Here is a 16,763-nt window from a genome sequence, read left to right on the forward strand (position 1 = left end):
GATGCGGCGCGCCGGGGGGAGTTGGGCAGGACTTCCCCCGTGCGAGGTGCTCCGGGCCGGACCAGAGTCCGCACTGTCCGGCCGTGGCCGTCCACACCCCGTCGGTCACCGTTCCCCCGGAGTCCGCACGGTCCGCCCGGTGCCGACCACACCCCACACCCCACCGCTCACCGTTCCCGCAGCCACGCCGTCTGCACCAGCGGCGTACCCCGCTTCCGGGACACGAAGTATCCGCGGCCCGGCGGCAGCGGACGGGGCCGTACTCCGCCCAGAAGGTCGCCCTCGCCCGGATCGCCGGAGAGGACCAGGCCCTGCGCGCCGAGTTCCCGGATGCGTTGCAGGAACGACTCGTACATGGCCCGCGACGCGCCCGCCGAGCTGCGCGCGACGACGAGGCGGACGCCGGCGTCCCGGGCGAAGGGCAGGGCGTCGACCAGCACGGACAGGGGGTTTCCGGCGTTCGTTGCGACGAGTTCGTAGTCGTCGACGAGGACGAACACCTTCGGGCCGGTCCACCAGGAGCGGTCGCGCAACTGCTGCGGGGTGACGTCGTCCGGCGGCATACGGCGCTGCATCAGCTCCGCGAGGGCGTTCATGTGTGTCTGGAGGGACGCCGCCAGGGGCGCGTACTCCAGCAGGTGGGTGTCCGGCACCGCGCCCAGCAAGGAGCGCCGGTAGTCGCCGACGACGATCTTCGCCTCGTCGGAGGAGTAGCGCTCCGAGATCTGCTTCGCGAGGTGGCGGAGCACCGCCGTCTTCCCTGCTTCGCTCTCCCCGAAGACCAGGAGGAACGGATCGGTGTCGAAGTCGACGAACACCGGTTCCAGGCCGGTCTCGTCGATGCCGATGGCGACGCCGTGCTGCGGGTGCTCGAAGCCCTTGGGCAGCCGGTCGGCGGGCAGTACGCGCGGCAGCAGCCGTACGGCCGGGGCGGCCGGGCCCCGCCAGGCGTCGCGTACGGCACGTACCAGCGACTCCGTGGCCCCGGGTAGCGTCTCGGGATCGCACGACCCGTCGGTACGCGGCAGCGCCGCCAGGAAGTGCAGTTTCTCCGGCGCCTGGCCCCGGCCCGGCGCGCCGACGGGGACGCCGGCGGCCACCCGGCGGTCGAACTCGGAGTCCATCGGGTCACCGAGGCGCAGCTCCAGCCGGCCCAGGATCTGGTCCTTCACCGCCGCCCGTACCTCCATGTAGCGGGACGCGGTGATCACGAGGTGGACGCCGTAGCCGAGGCCGCGGGCGGCGATGTCCGAGACCAGGCCCTCCAGCATGTCGTAGTCGTTCCGGAAGGCGCCCCAGCCGTCGATGACGAGGAAGACGTCGCCCCAGGGGTCGCCGGGCGGACCGCCGGCGGCGCGGCGCCTGCGGTAGGTGGCGACGGAGTCGATGCCGCGGGCGCGGAACGACTCCTCGCGCCGGCGCAGCACGCCGGCGACCTCGGCGACGGTACGGCGTACCCGCTCCGGTTCGAGACGGGACGCGATGCCGCCCACGTGTGGCAGGTCCGCGAGCGAGGCGAGCCCGCCGCCGCCGAAGTCCAGCCCGTAGAACTGCACTTCTTCCGGGGTGTGGGTCAGGGCGAACGCCGTGACCAGTGTGCGCATCAGGGTCGACTTGCCGGACCGCGGGCCGCCGAGGACCAGCATGTGGCCTGCGGCGCCGGAGAAGTCGCCGGACAGCACCTCACGGCGCTGCTCGAAGGGTCTGTCGACGAGCCCCAGAGGGACGACCAGCCCACCGAGTCGCACGCCGCCACCGGAACCGTCGTTCCCACCGGTCCCTGCGTTTCCACTGAGCCCGCCCTGCCCGGCGGCCTGCAGACCGCGGTCCCCGGTCTCCTCGACGCCGGGAAGCAGCTGGTCCAGCGTCGCCGCGTCCCCCAGCGGCGGCAGCCATACGCGGTGGGCGGGCGGCCCCTGGCCCTCCAGCCGCCGGACGACGACGTCGAGCACGGTGTCGGCGCGCCCCGCCTCCCCTTCCCCGTCACGCCGGGCGCCGGCCGGGGCCGACGCAGAAGCGGGACGCATGGCCGCCGGCCCGACGGGCACGGGCGCGGCCGTGAAGAGCGCAGGACGCCGTTCGGCGGCCGGCGCCCCGCCCGTGGGCTGCCCGGCCGCACCGTCCCGGTACGCCCCGGACACATACGCGGCCTTGAACCGGACCATCCGGTCGGTGCCCGGCTTCAGATAGCCGGAGCCGGGTACGGACGGCAGGTGGTACGCGTCCGGCACCCCCAGCGCCGTCCGGGACTCGGCCGCCGAGAACGTCCGCAGGCCGATCCGGTACGACAGGTGCGTGTCCAGGCCGCGCAGCCTGCCCTCCTCCAGGCGTTGCGAGGCGAGCAGCAGATGCACCCCGAGCGACCGGCCGATGCGGCCGATCTGGATGAACATGTCGATGAAGTCGGGCTTCGCCGTCAACAGTTCGGAGAACTCGTCGATCACCAGGACGAGTGAGGCCAGCGGTTCCAGCGCCGCTCCGGCGGCCCGCGCCCTCTCGTAGTCGTGGGCACTCGCGTAGTCGCCCGCGGACCGCAGCAGTTCCTGACGCCGCTGGAGCTCGCCGCGGACGGCGTCCCCCATCCGGTCGACGAGCGTCAGATCGTCCGCGAGATTGGTGATGACCGCGGCGACGTGCGGCAGCCGCGACATCCCGGCGAACGTCGCTCCGCCCTTGAAGTCGGCGAGGACGAAGTTGAGCGTCTCGGAGGAATGCGTGACCGCCAGTCCGAGGACCAGGGTCCTCAGCAGCTCGGACTTGCCGGAGCCGGTCGCACCCACGCACAGGCCGTGCGGCCCCATGCCCTCCCGGGCGGCCTCCTTGAGGTCCAGCATCACCGGAGCCCCGTCCTCCGCGACGCCGATCGGCACCCGTAACCGCTCCGCCGCGGGCCGCGGCCGCCACGTCCGCTCGACGTCGACGGACGCCGCGTCCCCGAGGGCCAGCAGATCGGTGAAGTCCAGGCCCGCAAGCAGCGGTTCGTCGTCGTCGCCCCCACTCGTCCGCAGCGGCGCCAGCTGCCGGGCCAGCGCCTCCGCGGCGGGCAGCGAGATCGCATCGGGTGCGCCCTCGTACACCAGGCCGGTGGCGTCCGCCAGGCGCAGCCGCCCCGGCCGTACGACCATCGACAGACCGCCGCGCGGCGCGTCGAGCTCTCCCGGCACCACCTCGACGACGGTGACGCCCTGCATCCCCTCGGCCGAGGCGAACAGCGAGTCCGGAGGCACCGTTCCGCCGTCGAGGACCACGACGACGTGCGGCCGGTCCAGCACCGGCCGGTTCTCCCGGTCGAACCGGGCCCGTCCGTCGAGGCTGCTGCGGAGCGCCTGCTCGATGTCCCCCAGATCGTCGCCGAACAGCCGTCCGATGCCGGCCCCGTCGACCTGCCCGCGAGCGCGGGTGTGCGGCAGCCACTTCACCCAGTCCCACCACGGCACCGCGTCCGGTGCCGCCGCCACGGCGAGCACCAGGTCGTCGGGGGAGTGGAAGGTAGCCAGCTGGGCGACCATCGCGCGGGCCGCCGACCGTGCCGACTCCGGATCACCGGACACCGTCATGTGGTAGAAGGCCCGCGTCGACACGGCCATGGGTAGCCCGTCCAGCGAGCCGTGCACCGCGAGGAACCGCCGCATCGCGCCCGCGCACAACGGCTCCAGTTCGTCGACCGGTGCGGTCTCGGGGGCCACCAGCACGGTGGCGAGCCGCTGGGTGCCGAGGCCCGCCCGCGCCTGCCCGAAGTCCGCGTCGCCGACGCGCCGTTCCCACACCCGCGAGCCCTCCGCGACGACCGCCCACAACTGCTCCGGGTCCGGATGCAGATACCACTGCGCGTCCCGCTGCCTCCGGGCCGTACGGCGGACCGTGCGCCGGGTCTGCGCGAGATACCGCAGGTAGTCGCGGCGTGCGTCGGCCATTTGCCCCTGCGCACCCCGCCGGTGTCTGACGAGCTGCGCGACGACCATGCCGGCCGTGGACACCAGCATCAGCATGCCCATGATCCGCAGGAAGGGCGGTGCCCCCGGCGAGAAGAAGAAGACCACCGACGAACCCATGCCGAGCACCGGCAGGACCTGCATCAGCAGGTCCTCCCGCTGTCCGCGCGGAAGTTCGGGCGGCGCCTCCAGACGCAGTTCTCCCGTGGGGACTTCGGGTGGCAGGGCGCGAGGCGGGCGCCTGACGACGATCTGGCTCACGGGAGCATCAATCCCTCGGGGCGGAGGGCGGCTTGCCTACCGCGCCCCCGTGGCGACGGTCTCCCTCCGCGCGAGCGGCGATCCTACGGGCGCCCCGTCCCACGGCCGGGCCGACAAGGGCCCGCGGGGCCCGCCGAGGTTCCCCCCGGGCTCGCTAGGGTGACGCGCGCAGCGTGCGCGACCGCGAGCATCACCGCTGATCAGGGGGCCATGTCAGGTGAGTACGATCCCATCGACCGGCTTCCGCAGGGTCACCGTCGTGGCGCCGGACCGCCGTATCGATGTCGCTCTTCCGGAGGACATCCCGGTCGCCGACATCCGGCCGGAGATCCTCCGTCTCGCCGGCTGTACCCAGCCGGTGGGCACACCGCCCGGCCACCAGCTGGTCCGCCGCGACGGCACCGTCCTCGACGCCGCCCGCAGCCTCGCCGCCCAGCGGATCCTCGACGGCGAGGTGCTGAGCCTCCGCCCGTTCGCGGAATCGCTGCCGCCCGCCGTCTTCGACGACGTCTCCGACGCCGTCGCCTCCGCGGTCGCCCGCGACCGGCGCCTGTGGAGTGACGACATGCTGCGCGGCGCCGGACTCGCCGGGGGTGTGCTGCTGTTCGTCCTGCTGGGTCTCCTCCTCTGGTACGCCGACCCCGTGCGCCACGACATGCACGGCCTCCCCGGTGTCGTCGCCGGGACCGTGGGTCTGCTGCTCACCATCCTCGCCGGTGTCCGTGCCCGCCTCTACGCCGACCGGCCCACCGCGGCCGCCCTCGGCCTCGGTGGTCTGCCGCTGCTGATGATCGCCGGCTCCGGCATCGTCGGGCCCGACACCGGCCACGGACCCGGACGGCTCCAGTTCCTGCTCGGCTGCCTCACCGTGCTGGTCGCCTCCGTCGCGCTGACCGTCCTCTCCCCGAGCGGCCGTGCGCCCTTCGTCGCGGCGACCGTCGTGGCCGCTGCGGGTGCCGTCGCCGGATTCGTCGCCGTGGTCACCGGGGCCTCGGCCGCCGCGACCGCGTCCGTGTGCGTCCCGGCGGCCATCGGTCTCGTCGCGTTCCTGCCCGGCCTCTCCGCGCGCTCCGCCCGCATCCCGATCGGGTACGTCCCACCGCACGGCGCCCGGACCCGGGGCGGGAGCCCGCCCGGCAGGGCGTCCTCCACCGGCCTCCCCACCGGATTCCCCGCGGGCCCCGGCACGACTCCCCGCCCGGGCATGAGAACGGACCCGGGCCACGACCCCGGTCGCGCCCCCGACCACGGCCCGGCCCACGACCCTGATGACGGCCCCGCGGAGCCCGTGGACGCGAACCTCGTCGCCGCCCGGGTGCGCCGCGGCCACGAGACCCTGCTGGGCCTCGTCGGCGGCTGCGCGGCGGTCGTCGTCGCAGCCGCCGGCGTACTCGCCTTCTCGGGCGACGGCTGGGGGCGCCTCCTCCTGCTCGCCGCGGGCCCCGCGATGCTGCTGCGCGCCCGGCTCTTCCGGCACACCCCGCAGGTGCTGTGCACCCTCGTCTCCGGTGCGGCCGTCCTCGCCCTGCTCGTCGTGGGCCTCGCCCTGGACCGGTCGGCCGGGGCGGTCCAGGAGCTGGTGCGGTACGGCGATCGCGGGGCCCTCGACGTCCGCACGATCCGGCTGTCCGCGGCCGTCGCCGCCGCAGCCGCCCTGGTCACCGCGCTCGGCCTGATCGTCCCGGAGAGGGGACTGTCACCTCTCGGGGGCCGGCTGCTCGACCTGGCCGAGGCCACCGTGCTGCTGTCCCTCGTACCGCTGTGCCTGGCGGTCCTGGACGTCTACACCACCGTCCGCTCCCTCACCGGCTGACCCTCGTGACCGCGTTCGGCCCCGTGGACCTCCGGCTGGGCCGATCCCGGAGCCCGAAGCCATCGGAGCCCGCAGCCCGCAGCCCGGAGCCCGAAGCGCCCGGAGTCCGAAGCCCTAAGCGCCCGGAGCCCGGTGCCTGTCCCGGTCCCCCGGCCCCCCGGACCCCCCGGGGAGCTCCCCGGAGAAGCCCGGCACCCGCCCCACCACCGGGCCGCCGGAATCCGAGTGCCCCAGTACTGGTACGCTGTGTGACGGCCGTTTGTGTACGCGCCACCGGAGCCCTCAAAGGGACGCCCCGGAGGCTGCGTCCGGCGGACCCCGCCTCCCGAGTCACGGAAGCTCCCCTGAGAAGCAGACCAGGGGCACTCGGAGGCAAGGAACCGAAAGAGGAGTACCGAGTGTCTCTCGACGCCGCTACCAAGAAGCAGATCATGGCCGAGTTCGGCACCAAGGAGGGCGACACCGGCTCCCCCGAGGTCCAGGTCGCGCTGCTGTCCCGCCGCATCTCGGACCTGACCGAGCACCTGAAGACCCACAAGCACGACCACCACTCCCGCCGTGGTCTGCTGATCCTGGTCGGCCAGCGCCGCCGCCTGCTGCAGTACCTGGCCAAGAAGGACATCCAGCGCTTCCGTGCGCTGGTCGACCGCCTCGGCATCCGCCGCGGTGCCGCCGGCGCCAAGTAAGACGCTGTGAAGGGAGCGGTTCCCACCTCAGGGGGCCGCTCCCTTTGCTGTACGTGCGACACCCGGCACACCCTTTGTAGTCTGGTCGCACAACGCAACACCGTACGGGCGTGCAGAAGCCTCCTCCTGGCCGCCGGTCCTCGGTAGTGGCCCCCGGGCGACAACGACCCGGGTGCTTCGATCGAAGACCGGCCCGCACCAAGGGAGTGCTTCTCCGCCACCGTTCCGTCCCCCTGCCACACGGGCAGCCCGGGGACGGAGGACGACGAAGAACACGGAGAAAACGCTAGTGGAGAACGAGACCCACTACGCCGAGGCCGTCATCGACAACGGTTCCTTCGGCACCCGCACCATCCGCTTCGAGACGGGCCGCCTCGCCAAGCAGGCCGCCGGCTCCGCCGTGGCGTACCTGGACGACGACACCATGGTGCTGTCGGCCACCACCGCGTCCAAGAACCCGAAGGACCAGCTCGACTTCTTCCCCCTGACGGTGGACGTCGAGGAGCGGATGTACGCAGCCGGCAAGATCCCCGGCAGCTTCTTCCGCCGTGAGGGCCGGCCCTCCGAGGACGCGATCCTCACCTGCCGTCTGATCGACCGCCCGCTGCGCCCGTCCTTCAAGAAGGGCCTGCGCAACGAGATCCAGGTCGTCGCCACCATCATGGCGCTGAACCCCGACCACCTGTACGACGTGGTCGCCATCAACGCCGCCTCCGCCTCGACCCAGCTGGCGGGCCTGCCCTTCTCCGGTCCGATCGGCGGCGTCCGCGTCGCGCTGATCCGCGGCCAGTGGGTGGCGTTCCCCACGCACACCGAGCTCGAGGACGCCGTCTTCGACATGGTCGTCGCGGGCCGCGCCCTCGAGGACGGCGACGTCGCGATCATGATGGTCGAGGCCGAGGCCACCGACAAGACCGTGCAGATGGTCAAGGGCGGTGCCGAGGCGCCGACCGAGGAGATCGTCGCCGCCGGTCTGGACGCCGCGAAGCCGTTCATCAAGGTCCTGTGCAAGGCCCAGGCCGACCTCGCCGCGAAGGCCGCCAAGCCGACCGCCGAGTTCCCGATCTACCTCGACTACCAGGACGACGTCCTGGAGGCGCTCACCGCCGCGGTCAGGGACGAGCTCGCCGCAGCGCTGACCATCGCCGGCAAGCAGGAGCGCGAGAGCGAGCTGGACCGCGTCAAGGCCCTGGCCGCCGAGAAGCTGCTCCCGCAGTTCGAGGGCCGCGAGAAGGAGATCTCCGCCGCCTACCGCTCGCTGACCAAGTCCCTGGTCCGTGAGCGCGTGATCAAGGAGCGCAAGCGTATCGACGGCCGTGGCGTCACGGACATCCGTACGCTCGCCGCCGAGGTCGAGGCGATCCCGCGGGTGCACGGTTCCGCCCTGTTCGAGCGCGGCGAGACCCAGATCCTGGGCGTCACCACCCTCAACATGCTCCGCATGGAGCAGCAGTTGGACACCCTTTCCCCGGTGACCCGCAAGCGCTACATGCACAACTACAACTTCCCGCCGTACTCCACCGGTGAGACCGGCCGGGTCGGCTCCCCGAAGCGCCGCGAGATCGGTCACGGCGCCCTCGCCGAGCGCGCCCTGATCCCGGTCCTGCCGACGCGCGAGGAGTTCCCCTACGCGATCCGTCAGGTGTCCGAGGCCCTCGGCTCCAACGGCTCGACGTCCATGGGCTCGGTCTGCGCCTCCACCATGTCGCTGCTGAACGCCGGTGTGCCGCTGAAGGCCCCGGTCGCCGGTATCGCCATGGGCCTGATCTCCCAGGAGATCGACGGCGAGACCCACTACGTCACCCTCACCGACATCCTCGGTGCGGAGGACGCCTTCGGCGACATGGACTTCAAGGTCGCCGGCACGAAGGAGTTCGTGACCGCCCTCCAGCTCGACACCAAGCTGGACGGCATCCCGGCCTCCGTGCTGGCCGCGGCCCTCAAGCAGGCCCGTGACGCCCGTCTGCACATCCTCGACGTGATGATGGAAGCCATCGACACGCCGGACGAGATGTCCCCCAACGCCCCGCGGATCATCACCGTCAAGATCCCCGTGGACAAGATCGGCGAGGTCATCGGCCCCAAGGGCAAGATGATCAACCAGATCCAGGAGGACACCGGCGCCGAGATCACCATCGAGGACGACGGCACCATCTACATCGGCGCCGCCGACGGCCCGTCCGCCGAGGCCGCCCGTACGACGATCAACAGCATCGCCAACCCGACCATGCCGGAGGTCGGCGAACGCTACCTGGGCACGGTCGTCAAGACCACCACCTTCGGTGCGTTCGTCTCCCTGCTGCCCGGCAAGGACGGCCTGCTGCACATCTCGCAGATCCGCAAGCTGGCCGGCGGCAAGCGTGTGGAGAACGTCGAGGACGTCGTCGGCGTGGGTCAGAAGGTCCAGGTCGAGATCGCCGAGATCGACTCCCGCGGCAAGCTGTCCCTCATCCCCGTGATCGAGGGCGAAGAGGCTGCCGACACCGAGAAGGACGACACCGACAAGTGACGTCCCGTAGTTCCAGGACGACGGCCCGCACCTCCTCGGAGGCGCGGGCCGTCGCCCGTACCCAAACCCTCCTCAAGGGCAAGGACGGCATCGGAACGGTCCGCCGGACCACCCTGCCCGGCGGTCTCCGCGTCATCACCGAGACCCTGCCCTCCGTACGCTCCGCCACCTTCGGCATCTGGGTCCACGTCGGCTCCCGGGACGAGACGCCGTCTCTGAACGGCGCCACGCACTACCTGGAGCACCTCCTCTTCAAGGGCACCAGGAAGCGCAGTGCCCTCGACATCTCCGCCGCGATCGACGCGGTCGGCGGCGAGATGAACGCCTTCACGGCGAAGGAGTACACCTGCTACTACGCGCGGGTGCTGGACACCGATCTGCCGCTCGCCATCGACGTGGTGTGCGACATGCTCACCGGATCCCTGATCCTCGAAGAGGACGTCGGTGCCGAACGGGGCGTCGTCCTCGAAGAGATCGCGATGACCGAGGACGACCCGGGTGACGTCGTGCACGACCTGTTCGCGCACACCATGTTCGGGGACACCCCCCTCGGCCGTCCGGTCCTCGGCACCGTCGACACCGTCAACGCACTCGACGCGGACCGCATCCGCCGCTTCTACAAGAAGCACTACGACCCGACGCACCTGGTCGTCGCAGCCGCGGGCAACGTCGACCACGCCACCGTGGTCCGCCAGGTCCGTGCCGCCTTCGAGGAGGCCGGAGCCCTGGGCCGGAGCGACGCCGCGCCCGTCGGGCCCCGGGCAGGCAGGCGCGCCATCCGCACTGCAGGCCGGGTCGAGCTGCTGGGCCGCAGGACCGAGCAGGCCCATGTCGTCCTCGGCATGCCCGGCCTGCCCCGCACCGACGAACGCCGCTGGGCGCTCGGCGTACTGAACACCGCCCTGGGCGGCGGCATGTCCTCCCGCCTCTTCCAGGAGGTCCGGGAGAAGCGCGGTCTCGCCTACAGCGTCTACTCGTACACCTCGGGCTTCGCCGACTGCGGCCTCTTCGGCGTCTACGCGGGCTGCCGCCCCAGCCAGGTCCACGACGTGCTGCGGATCTGCCGGGACGAACTGGACCGGGTCGCCTCCGAGGGCCTCTCGGACGACGAGATCAGCCGTGCGATCGGCCAGCTGTCCGGCTCCACGGTGCTCGGCCTGGAGGACACCGGGGCGCTGATGAACCGCATCGGCAAGAGCGAACTGTGCTGGGGCGACCAGATGTCCGTCGACGACATGCTGACCGCCATGGCCGCCGTCACCCCCGACGACGTCCGCGAGGTAGCCCGGGACGTCCTGGGACAGCGCCCGTCGCTGTCCGTCATCGGCCCGCTGAAGGACAAGCAGGCTGATCGCCTGCACGAATCCGTCTCCTAGGGAGTCACAGGAATGAGCAAGCTGCGCGTGGCCGTTCTCGGCGCCAAGGGCCGTATCGGCTCCGAGGCCGTACGAGCCGTCGAGGCCGCGGAGGACATGGAACTGGTCGCCGCGCTCGGCCGGGGCGACAAACTGGAATCCCTCGCCGAGACCGGTGCCCAGGTCGCGGTCGAGCTGACCACCCCCGCCTCGGTGATGGGCAACCTCGACTTCTGCGTGCGCCACGGCATCCACGCCGTCGTCGGCACCACCGGCTGGACCGACGAACGCCTCGCGCAGCTCCGCTCCTGGCTCGCCGACTCGCCGGAGACCGGTGTCCTCATCGCCCCGAACTTCTCCATCGGAGCGGTGCTCACCATGAAGTTCGCGCAGCAGGCGGCGCGGTACTTCGAATCCGTCGAGGTCGTCGAACTGCACCACCCCAACAAGGTCGACGCCCCCTCCGGTACGGCCACCCGCACCGCCCAGCTGATCGCCGCTGCCCGCGCCGAGGCCGGCTGCGCCCCGCAGCCGGACGCCACCGTCACCGCCCTCGACGGTGCCCGCGGCGCGGACGTCGACGGCGTTCCGGTGCACGCCGTCCGGCTGCGCGGACTCCTGGCCCACCAGGAAGTGCTGCTCGGCGGTGAGGGCGAGACCCTCACCATCCGGCACGACTCCCTGCACCACAGCAGCTTCATGCCGGGCATCCTGCTGGGCGCGCGCCGCGTGGTGTCCACCCCGGGCCTCACGTTCGGCCTGGAACACTTCCTCGACCTCGGCTGATACCGGGACCCCCACCATGCGCGCCAAGATCACCTACTTCGTCACGGCTGCCGTCCTCGTCGTCTACTTCGTCCTGGTCGGCAGCCGGGGAGTGATGCTCATCCGGCAGGGCACCGCCCTGACCGTCGCCTTCGGGGCCGCGGTCCTCATCCTGCCGGTGATCGGCCTGTGGTTCCTGTGGAAGAACACCCAGTTCGTCCGCAAGGCCAACCAGCTCGCGGCCGAGCTCGACGCGGAGGGCGGTCTGCCCGTCGACGAGCTGGTCCGCACCCCGGGCGGCAGGATCGACCGGGACTCGGCCGACGCGGTCTTCGCCAAGCGCCGCGCCGAGACGGAGGACGCCCCCGGAGACTGGCGCAGCTGGTTCCGCCTCGCCGTCGCCTACCACGACGCCCGGGACACTCCTCGGGCACGCAAGGCCATGCAGCGCGCCATCGCCCTGCACGACGGCAGGCCGGTGCGCGCCTGACGGGTCCGTGGCCCTGCCGCGAGTGACGGTTCCCCGCCATGGACCGGGTGCCATCGGGGACCTCGCGCCACCGCGCGGCGGTCGCGACGGGGCCGGCGCCCGGCAGCCGGCGGGCGGCACCGCCGCCGGAGGTGTCCGGCTGATCAGGGCCGGACGCCCTCAGGGGCGGGCGTACTCCTCGCCCCAGGCCTCGAGCGTGTCGGCGGCGCGGTCGAAGGCCTCCACCCGGGACAGGAAGTCGGCGTTGTGGTCCGTGATCAGCGCCACGGGTTCCCCGGCGGACCGCAGTACGGCGATCAGCGCCTGCCCCTGCACGGTCCGCGGCAGCCCCAGCCACCTCACCGGCTGCTGCACCGTGCGCACCGCCTCGACGTGCTCCCACGGCGTGGTCCCGGTACGGAAGAACCGTACGCGGCGCAACCCGTGCATGCTCACCCACGTGCCCATCCGCAGCAGGCGCAGCGCCACCGCGATCACCAGCACCGCAAGCCCCAGGCAGCCGCCGGCCGCCGGCAGGGCGCCCGCGAAGGCGATGATCATCGCGGCCAGCAGGATGAACGAGGCCAGCATCAGCAGTACCGCGGCCGGTCCCACCCGCCACGGGCCCGGACGGTACGGACGCCTCCAGCGATCGTGATCGTCGAAGGGCAGGGCTGCGTCGTCCGCGACCGCGTCGAATGCGCGGTCGGCCGTCAGAAAGGGCAGGGGCACGGCAGTTCCTCACTCACATGCACGCTCGAATGGCTGTGCCCGGTGAGGCTACCCACGTGGGTACAGCCCGGCGATGTCAGGGTGGCCGGACGAGCCGATGACCGTACCAGCGTAGGACGGTGCCCTGCGGGGCAGCGGGACGCTGATGAGGCGGCGGAGTGACGTTGGGACCCTCGTGGTGGTGCCGCCCGGCACCGCCCCGGCCCTCGGCCGAGCCTCGGTGCCCGCCTCCGGGCCCGGCGGCCGAACGGGGGAAATCATCTAGAGTGGGCTGGCCTACCGCGCCGTGAACTGGAAGGACCTGCAGGTGAGCGAGACCCTCGAACCGGAGTTCCGCAGCGATGTCACCGTGGAGCTGGTGAAGCACACGGCCGGGGACTCCGACGTGCTGTGGGCCGCCCGGGTCTCCACGGCAGGCGAGCAGTCGCTCGAGGAGCTGCAGAAGGACCCCGAGCGCTCCAAGGGGCTGATCAACTATCTGATGCGCGACCGCCACGGCAGCCCCTTCGAGCACAACTCGATGACCTTCTTCATCAGCGCCCCGATCTTCGTCTTCCGCGAGTTCATGCGGCACCGGGTCGGCTGGTCGTACAACGAGGAGTCCGGCCGCTACCGGGAGCTCCAGCCGGTCTTCTACGTGCCGGGCCGGTCCCGCAAGCTCGTGCAGCAGGGCCGCCCCGGGAAGTACGAGTTCGTGGAGGGCACCCCGGCGCAGCACGAGCTGGTCACCGAGACCATGCTGGACGCCTACCGGCAGGCCTACGACGCCTACCAGAAGATGCTGGCGGAGGGTGTGGCCCGAGAGGTCGCCCGTTCGGTCCTCCCGGTGGGTCTCTACTCGTCGATGTACGCCACCTGCAACGCACGCTCGCTGATGCACTTCCTCGGTCTGCGCACCCAGCACGAGCTGGCGAAGGTCCCCTCGTTCCCGCAGCGGGAGATCGAGATGGTCGGCGAGAAGATGGAGGAGCACTGGGCCCGTCTCATGCCGCTCACCCACGCCGCCTTCAACGCCAACGGGCGCATCGCCCCGTAACGGGACGGACGTCGCTGTCCGTGACGGCCGGATGCGCGGATCCCCCTGGCAAAGCGTCCGTATTGCGACGTTTCGAGAAGTTCATCTAGGCTGATCAAACGGACCCGGCACTGCCTGAACCCCCGAGCAGGCAGTGCCGGGATCCACATGAAGAACCCCCTGCCGGTGACATAACCCGCACCACCAGTCCTCCCCCGAGGGGACCCACCGAGGTGAGCAGCGAGTAGCGTGTTCCCCATGGCTCCGATCTCCACTCCGCAGACCCCCTTCGGGCGGGTCCTCACCGCCATGGTCACGCCATTCACGGCGGATGGCGCTCTCGACCTCGACGGTGCCCAGCGGCTCGCCGCCCACCTGGTCGACGCAGGTAACGACGGACTGATCGTCAACGGCACCACCGGCGAGTCCCCCACCACCAGCGACGCGGAGAAAGAGCAGCTCGTCCGAGCCGTACGGGAAGCCGTCGGGGACCGGGCCAACGTCGTGGCCGGAATCGGCACCAACGACACCCGCCACACGCTGGAGCTCGCCCGTGCCGCGGAGCGCGCCGGAGCGCACGGCCTGCTTGCCGTGACGCCGTACTACAACAAGCCCCCGCAGGAGGGCCTGTACCGGCACTTCACCGCCGTGGCCGACGCCACCGGGCTGCCTGTCATGCTCTACGACATCCCCGGCCGCGCCGGCGTCCCCATCGACACCGAGACGATCGTCCGTCTCGCCGAGCACCCCCGCATCGTCGCCAACAAGGACGCCAAGGGAGACCTCGGCAGCGCCAGCTGGGCCATCGCCCGCAGCGGGCTCGCCTGGTACTCCGGCGACGACATGCTCAACCTCCCGCTGCTGTCCGTCGGCGCCGTCGGCTTCGTCTCCGTGGTCAGCCACGTCGTCACCCCCGAGCTCCGCGCCCTCGTGGACGCGTACACGGCAGGCGACGTGCAGAAGGCCACCGAGATCCACCAGAAGCTGCTGCCCGTCTACACCGGCATGTTCCGCACCCAGGGCGTCATGACCACCAAGGCCGCGCTCGCCCTCCAGGGACTGCCGGGCGGCCCGCTGCGCCTCCCGCTCGTCGAGCTCACGCCCGAGGAGACGGCCCAGCTCAAGCTCGATCTCGCCGCCGGCGGGGTACAGCTCTGACAACGGACTTCACAACTGAATACGCAGGGAAGAGACAACAGCAAGTGCACGAATGTCATGCGCGCCACGTGCCCACCCGGCCCGTGGCGCGTGTGGTGAGGAGAGTCTTTTGAGCCATCCGCACCCCGAACTCGGCCCTCCGCCGAAGCTGCCGGAAGGGGGTCTGCGCGTCACCCCGCTCGGCGGCCTCGGTGAGATCGGCCGCAACATGACCGTCTTCGAATACGGCGGCCGACTGCTGATCGTCGACTGTGGTGTGCTCTTCCCCGAGGAGGAGCAGCCCGGCATCGACCTGATCCTGCCCGACTTCACGTCCATCCAGGACCGTCTCGACGACATCGAGGGCATCGTGCTCACTCATGGGCACGAGGACCACATCGGCGGCGTGCCGTTCCTGCTCCGGCAGAAGCCGGACATCCCGCTGATCGGTTCCAAGCTCACGCTCGCCCTCATCGAGGCGAAGCTCCAGGAGCACCGGATCCGCCCCTACACCCTCGAGGTCGCCGAGGGGAACCGCGAGCGCATCGGCCCCTTCGACTGCGAGTTCATCGCGGTCAACCACTCCATCCCGGACGCCCTGGCGGTCGCCATCCGCACCCCTGCGGGCATGGCCGTCCACACCGGCGACTTCAAGATGGACCAGCTGCCCCTCGACGGCCGGCTGACCGACCTGCACGCCTTCGCGCGCCTCAGCGAGGAGGGCATCGACCTCCTGCTGAGCGACTCGACCAACGCCGAGGTCCCCGGCTTCACCCCGCACGAGCGCGACATCTCCAACGTGCTCCGCCAGGTCTTCGCCGGTGCCCAGAAGCGTGTGATCGTGGCCAGCTTCGCCAGCCACGTCCACCGCATCCAGCAGATCCTCGACGCCGCCCACGAGTACGGCCGCCGGGTCGCCTTCGTCGGCCGGTCGATGGTCCGCAACATGGGCATCGCTCGTGACCTGGGCTACCTGCGGGTCCCCGCGGGCCTCGTCGTCGACGTCAAGACGCTCGACGACCTGCCGGACGACGAGATCGTCCTCGTCTGCACCGGCTCCCAGGGCGAACCGATGGCCGCGCTGTCCCGCATGGCCAACCGGGACCACCAGATCCGGATCGTCCCCGGCGACACCGTGATCCTGGCGTCGTCGCTCATCCCGGGCAACGAGAACGCGGTCTACCGCGTCATCAACGGTCTCACCCGCTGGGGTGCCAACGTCGTCCACAAGGGCAACGCCAAGGTCCATGTCTCGGGCCACGCCTCAGCCGGCGAACTGCTGTACTTCTACAACATCTGCAAGCCGCGCAACCTCATGCCGGTCCACGGAGAATGGCGCCATCTGCGCGCCAACGCCGAGCTCGGCGCGCTGACCGGGGTTCCCAAGGACCACATCGTCATCGCCGAGGACGGAGTGGTCGTCGACCTGGTCGACGGCCGCGCCCGCATCACCGGCAAGGTGCAGGCGGGGTACGTGTACGTCGACGGCCTCTCGGTCGGAGACGTCACCGAGTCCTCCCTCAAGGACCGCCGGATCCTCGGCGAGGAGGGCATCATCTCCGTCTTCGTCGTCGTCGACTCGTCGACCGGGAAGATCGTGGGCGGCCCGAACATCCACGCCCGGGGCTCCGGTATCGACGACGCGGCGTTCGACGGCGTGATCCCGAAGATCGAGGAAGCGCTGAACCGCTCGGCCGCCGACGGTGTCGTCGAGCCGCACCAGCTGCAGCAGCTCGTGAGGCGCTCCATCGGCAAGTGGGTGTCGGACACTTACCGCCGCCGCCCGATGATCCTCCCCGTCGTGGTCGAGGTCTGACACGACATCACTGGAGCGGAGCCCCTCGATTTGCGCGAGGGCGCTCCGCTCCAGTACGTTTACGGCTCCGCCAGAACGGGAGCCCGGGACACCTGCGTGTCCGGAGCGGCCCGGACGGGGCGGGAAATTCGACTCAGGAAACCTGATAAAGTCGGAAAGCGCCGAAAGGCGAAGGCCCTCCAACGGCCGCCGGAATCGAAATCCAGACCGGAAACGGAACGGAAAAAGAATCTGGTAAGGTTGGAAACACCGAAGGGAAGCGCCCGGAGGAAA

General features: G+C 71.2%; 11 protein-coding genes. 9 read left to right on the forward strand and 2 right to left on the reverse strand.

All coding sequences use genetic code 11. From position 1 onward, the window contains the following. Nucleotides 1-167 precede the first annotated feature (167 nt). Complete coding sequence (gene eccCa, locus ACZ4Z5_RS23785; protein WP_468265919.1) at nucleotides 168-4,193, reverse strand: type VII secretion protein EccCa; 4,026 nt, start codon at nucleotides 4,191-4,193, stop codon at nucleotides 168-170. Between the two features lie 217 nt (nucleotides 4,194-4,410). Here eccCa and eccD point away from each other — a divergent pair, with 217 nt between their 5' ends. The 6 genes from eccD (at nucleotide 4,411) to ACZ4Z5_RS23815 (ending at nucleotide 11,811) form a co-directional block, all read left to right on the forward strand. Beyond that, nucleotides 4,411-6,006, forward strand: a complete 1,596-nt coding sequence (eccD, locus tag ACZ4Z5_RS23790) for a type VII secretion integral membrane protein EccD (protein ID WP_468265921.1) — start codon at nucleotides 4,411-4,413, stop codon at nucleotides 6,004-6,006. 398 nt (nucleotides 6,007-6,404) lie between these two features. Continuing rightward, entirely contained in the window at nucleotides 6,405-6,692 is a 288-nt protein-coding gene (gene rpsO / locus ACZ4Z5_RS23795) for a 30S ribosomal protein S15 (protein ID WP_031484852.1), read from the forward strand. Between the two features lie 289 nt (nucleotides 6,693-6,981). After that, nucleotides 6,982-9,201, forward strand: a complete 2,220-nt coding sequence (locus ACZ4Z5_RS23800) for a polyribonucleotide nucleotidyltransferase (RefSeq protein WP_468265923.1) — start codon at nucleotides 6,982-6,984, stop codon at nucleotides 9,199-9,201. Beyond that, entirely contained in the window at nucleotides 9,198-10,577 is a 1,380-nt protein-coding gene (locus tag ACZ4Z5_RS23805; RefSeq protein ID WP_468265925.1) for a M16 family metallopeptidase, read from the forward strand. The genes ACZ4Z5_RS23800 and ACZ4Z5_RS23805 overlap by 4 nt, the downstream gene beginning before the upstream one ends. 12 nt (nucleotides 10,578-10,589) lie before the next feature. Next, a complete protein-coding gene (dapB, locus tag ACZ4Z5_RS23810; protein ID WP_468265927.1) occupies nucleotides 10,590-11,342 on the forward strand; it encodes a 4-hydroxy-tetrahydrodipicolinate reductase in 753 nt (250 codons plus the stop codon). A gap of 16 nt (nucleotides 11,343-11,358) precedes the next feature. Further along, entirely contained in the window at nucleotides 11,359-11,811 is a 453-nt protein-coding gene (locus ACZ4Z5_RS23815) for a hypothetical protein (RefSeq protein WP_468265929.1), read from the forward strand. A 159-nt stretch (nucleotides 11,812-11,970) separates the two neighbouring features. Here ACZ4Z5_RS23815 and ACZ4Z5_RS23820 read toward each other — a convergent pair whose 3' ends face one another. Further along, a complete protein-coding gene (locus ACZ4Z5_RS23820; protein WP_468265931.1) occupies nucleotides 11,971-12,522 on the reverse strand; it encodes a hypothetical protein in 552 nt (183 codons plus the stop codon). A gap of 301 nt (nucleotides 12,523-12,823) precedes the next feature. Here ACZ4Z5_RS23820 and thyX point away from each other — a divergent pair, with 301 nt between their 5' ends. From thyX to ACZ4Z5_RS23835, 3 genes are all read left to right on the forward strand, one after another. Then, complete coding sequence (gene thyX, locus ACZ4Z5_RS23825) at nucleotides 12,824-13,558, forward strand: FAD-dependent thymidylate synthase (protein ID WP_468265949.1); 735 nt, start codon at nucleotides 12,824-12,826, stop codon at nucleotides 13,556-13,558. Between the two features lie 237 nt (nucleotides 13,559-13,795). Further along, nucleotides 13,796-14,695, forward strand: coding sequence for a 4-hydroxy-tetrahydrodipicolinate synthase (dapA, locus tag ACZ4Z5_RS23830; RefSeq protein ID WP_468265933.1), 900 nt, complete (start codon nucleotides 13,796-13,798; stop codon nucleotides 14,693-14,695). Between the two features lie 109 nt (nucleotides 14,696-14,804). Then, nucleotides 14,805-16,490 (forward strand): ribonuclease J, encoded by a 1,686-nt coding sequence (locus ACZ4Z5_RS23835; protein WP_468265935.1) that lies wholly within the window; start codon nucleotides 14,805-14,807, stop codon nucleotides 16,488-16,490. Nucleotides 16,491-16,763 lie beyond the last annotated feature (273 nt).

This window comes from Streptomyces sp. NPDC030222, assembly GCF_055573115.1.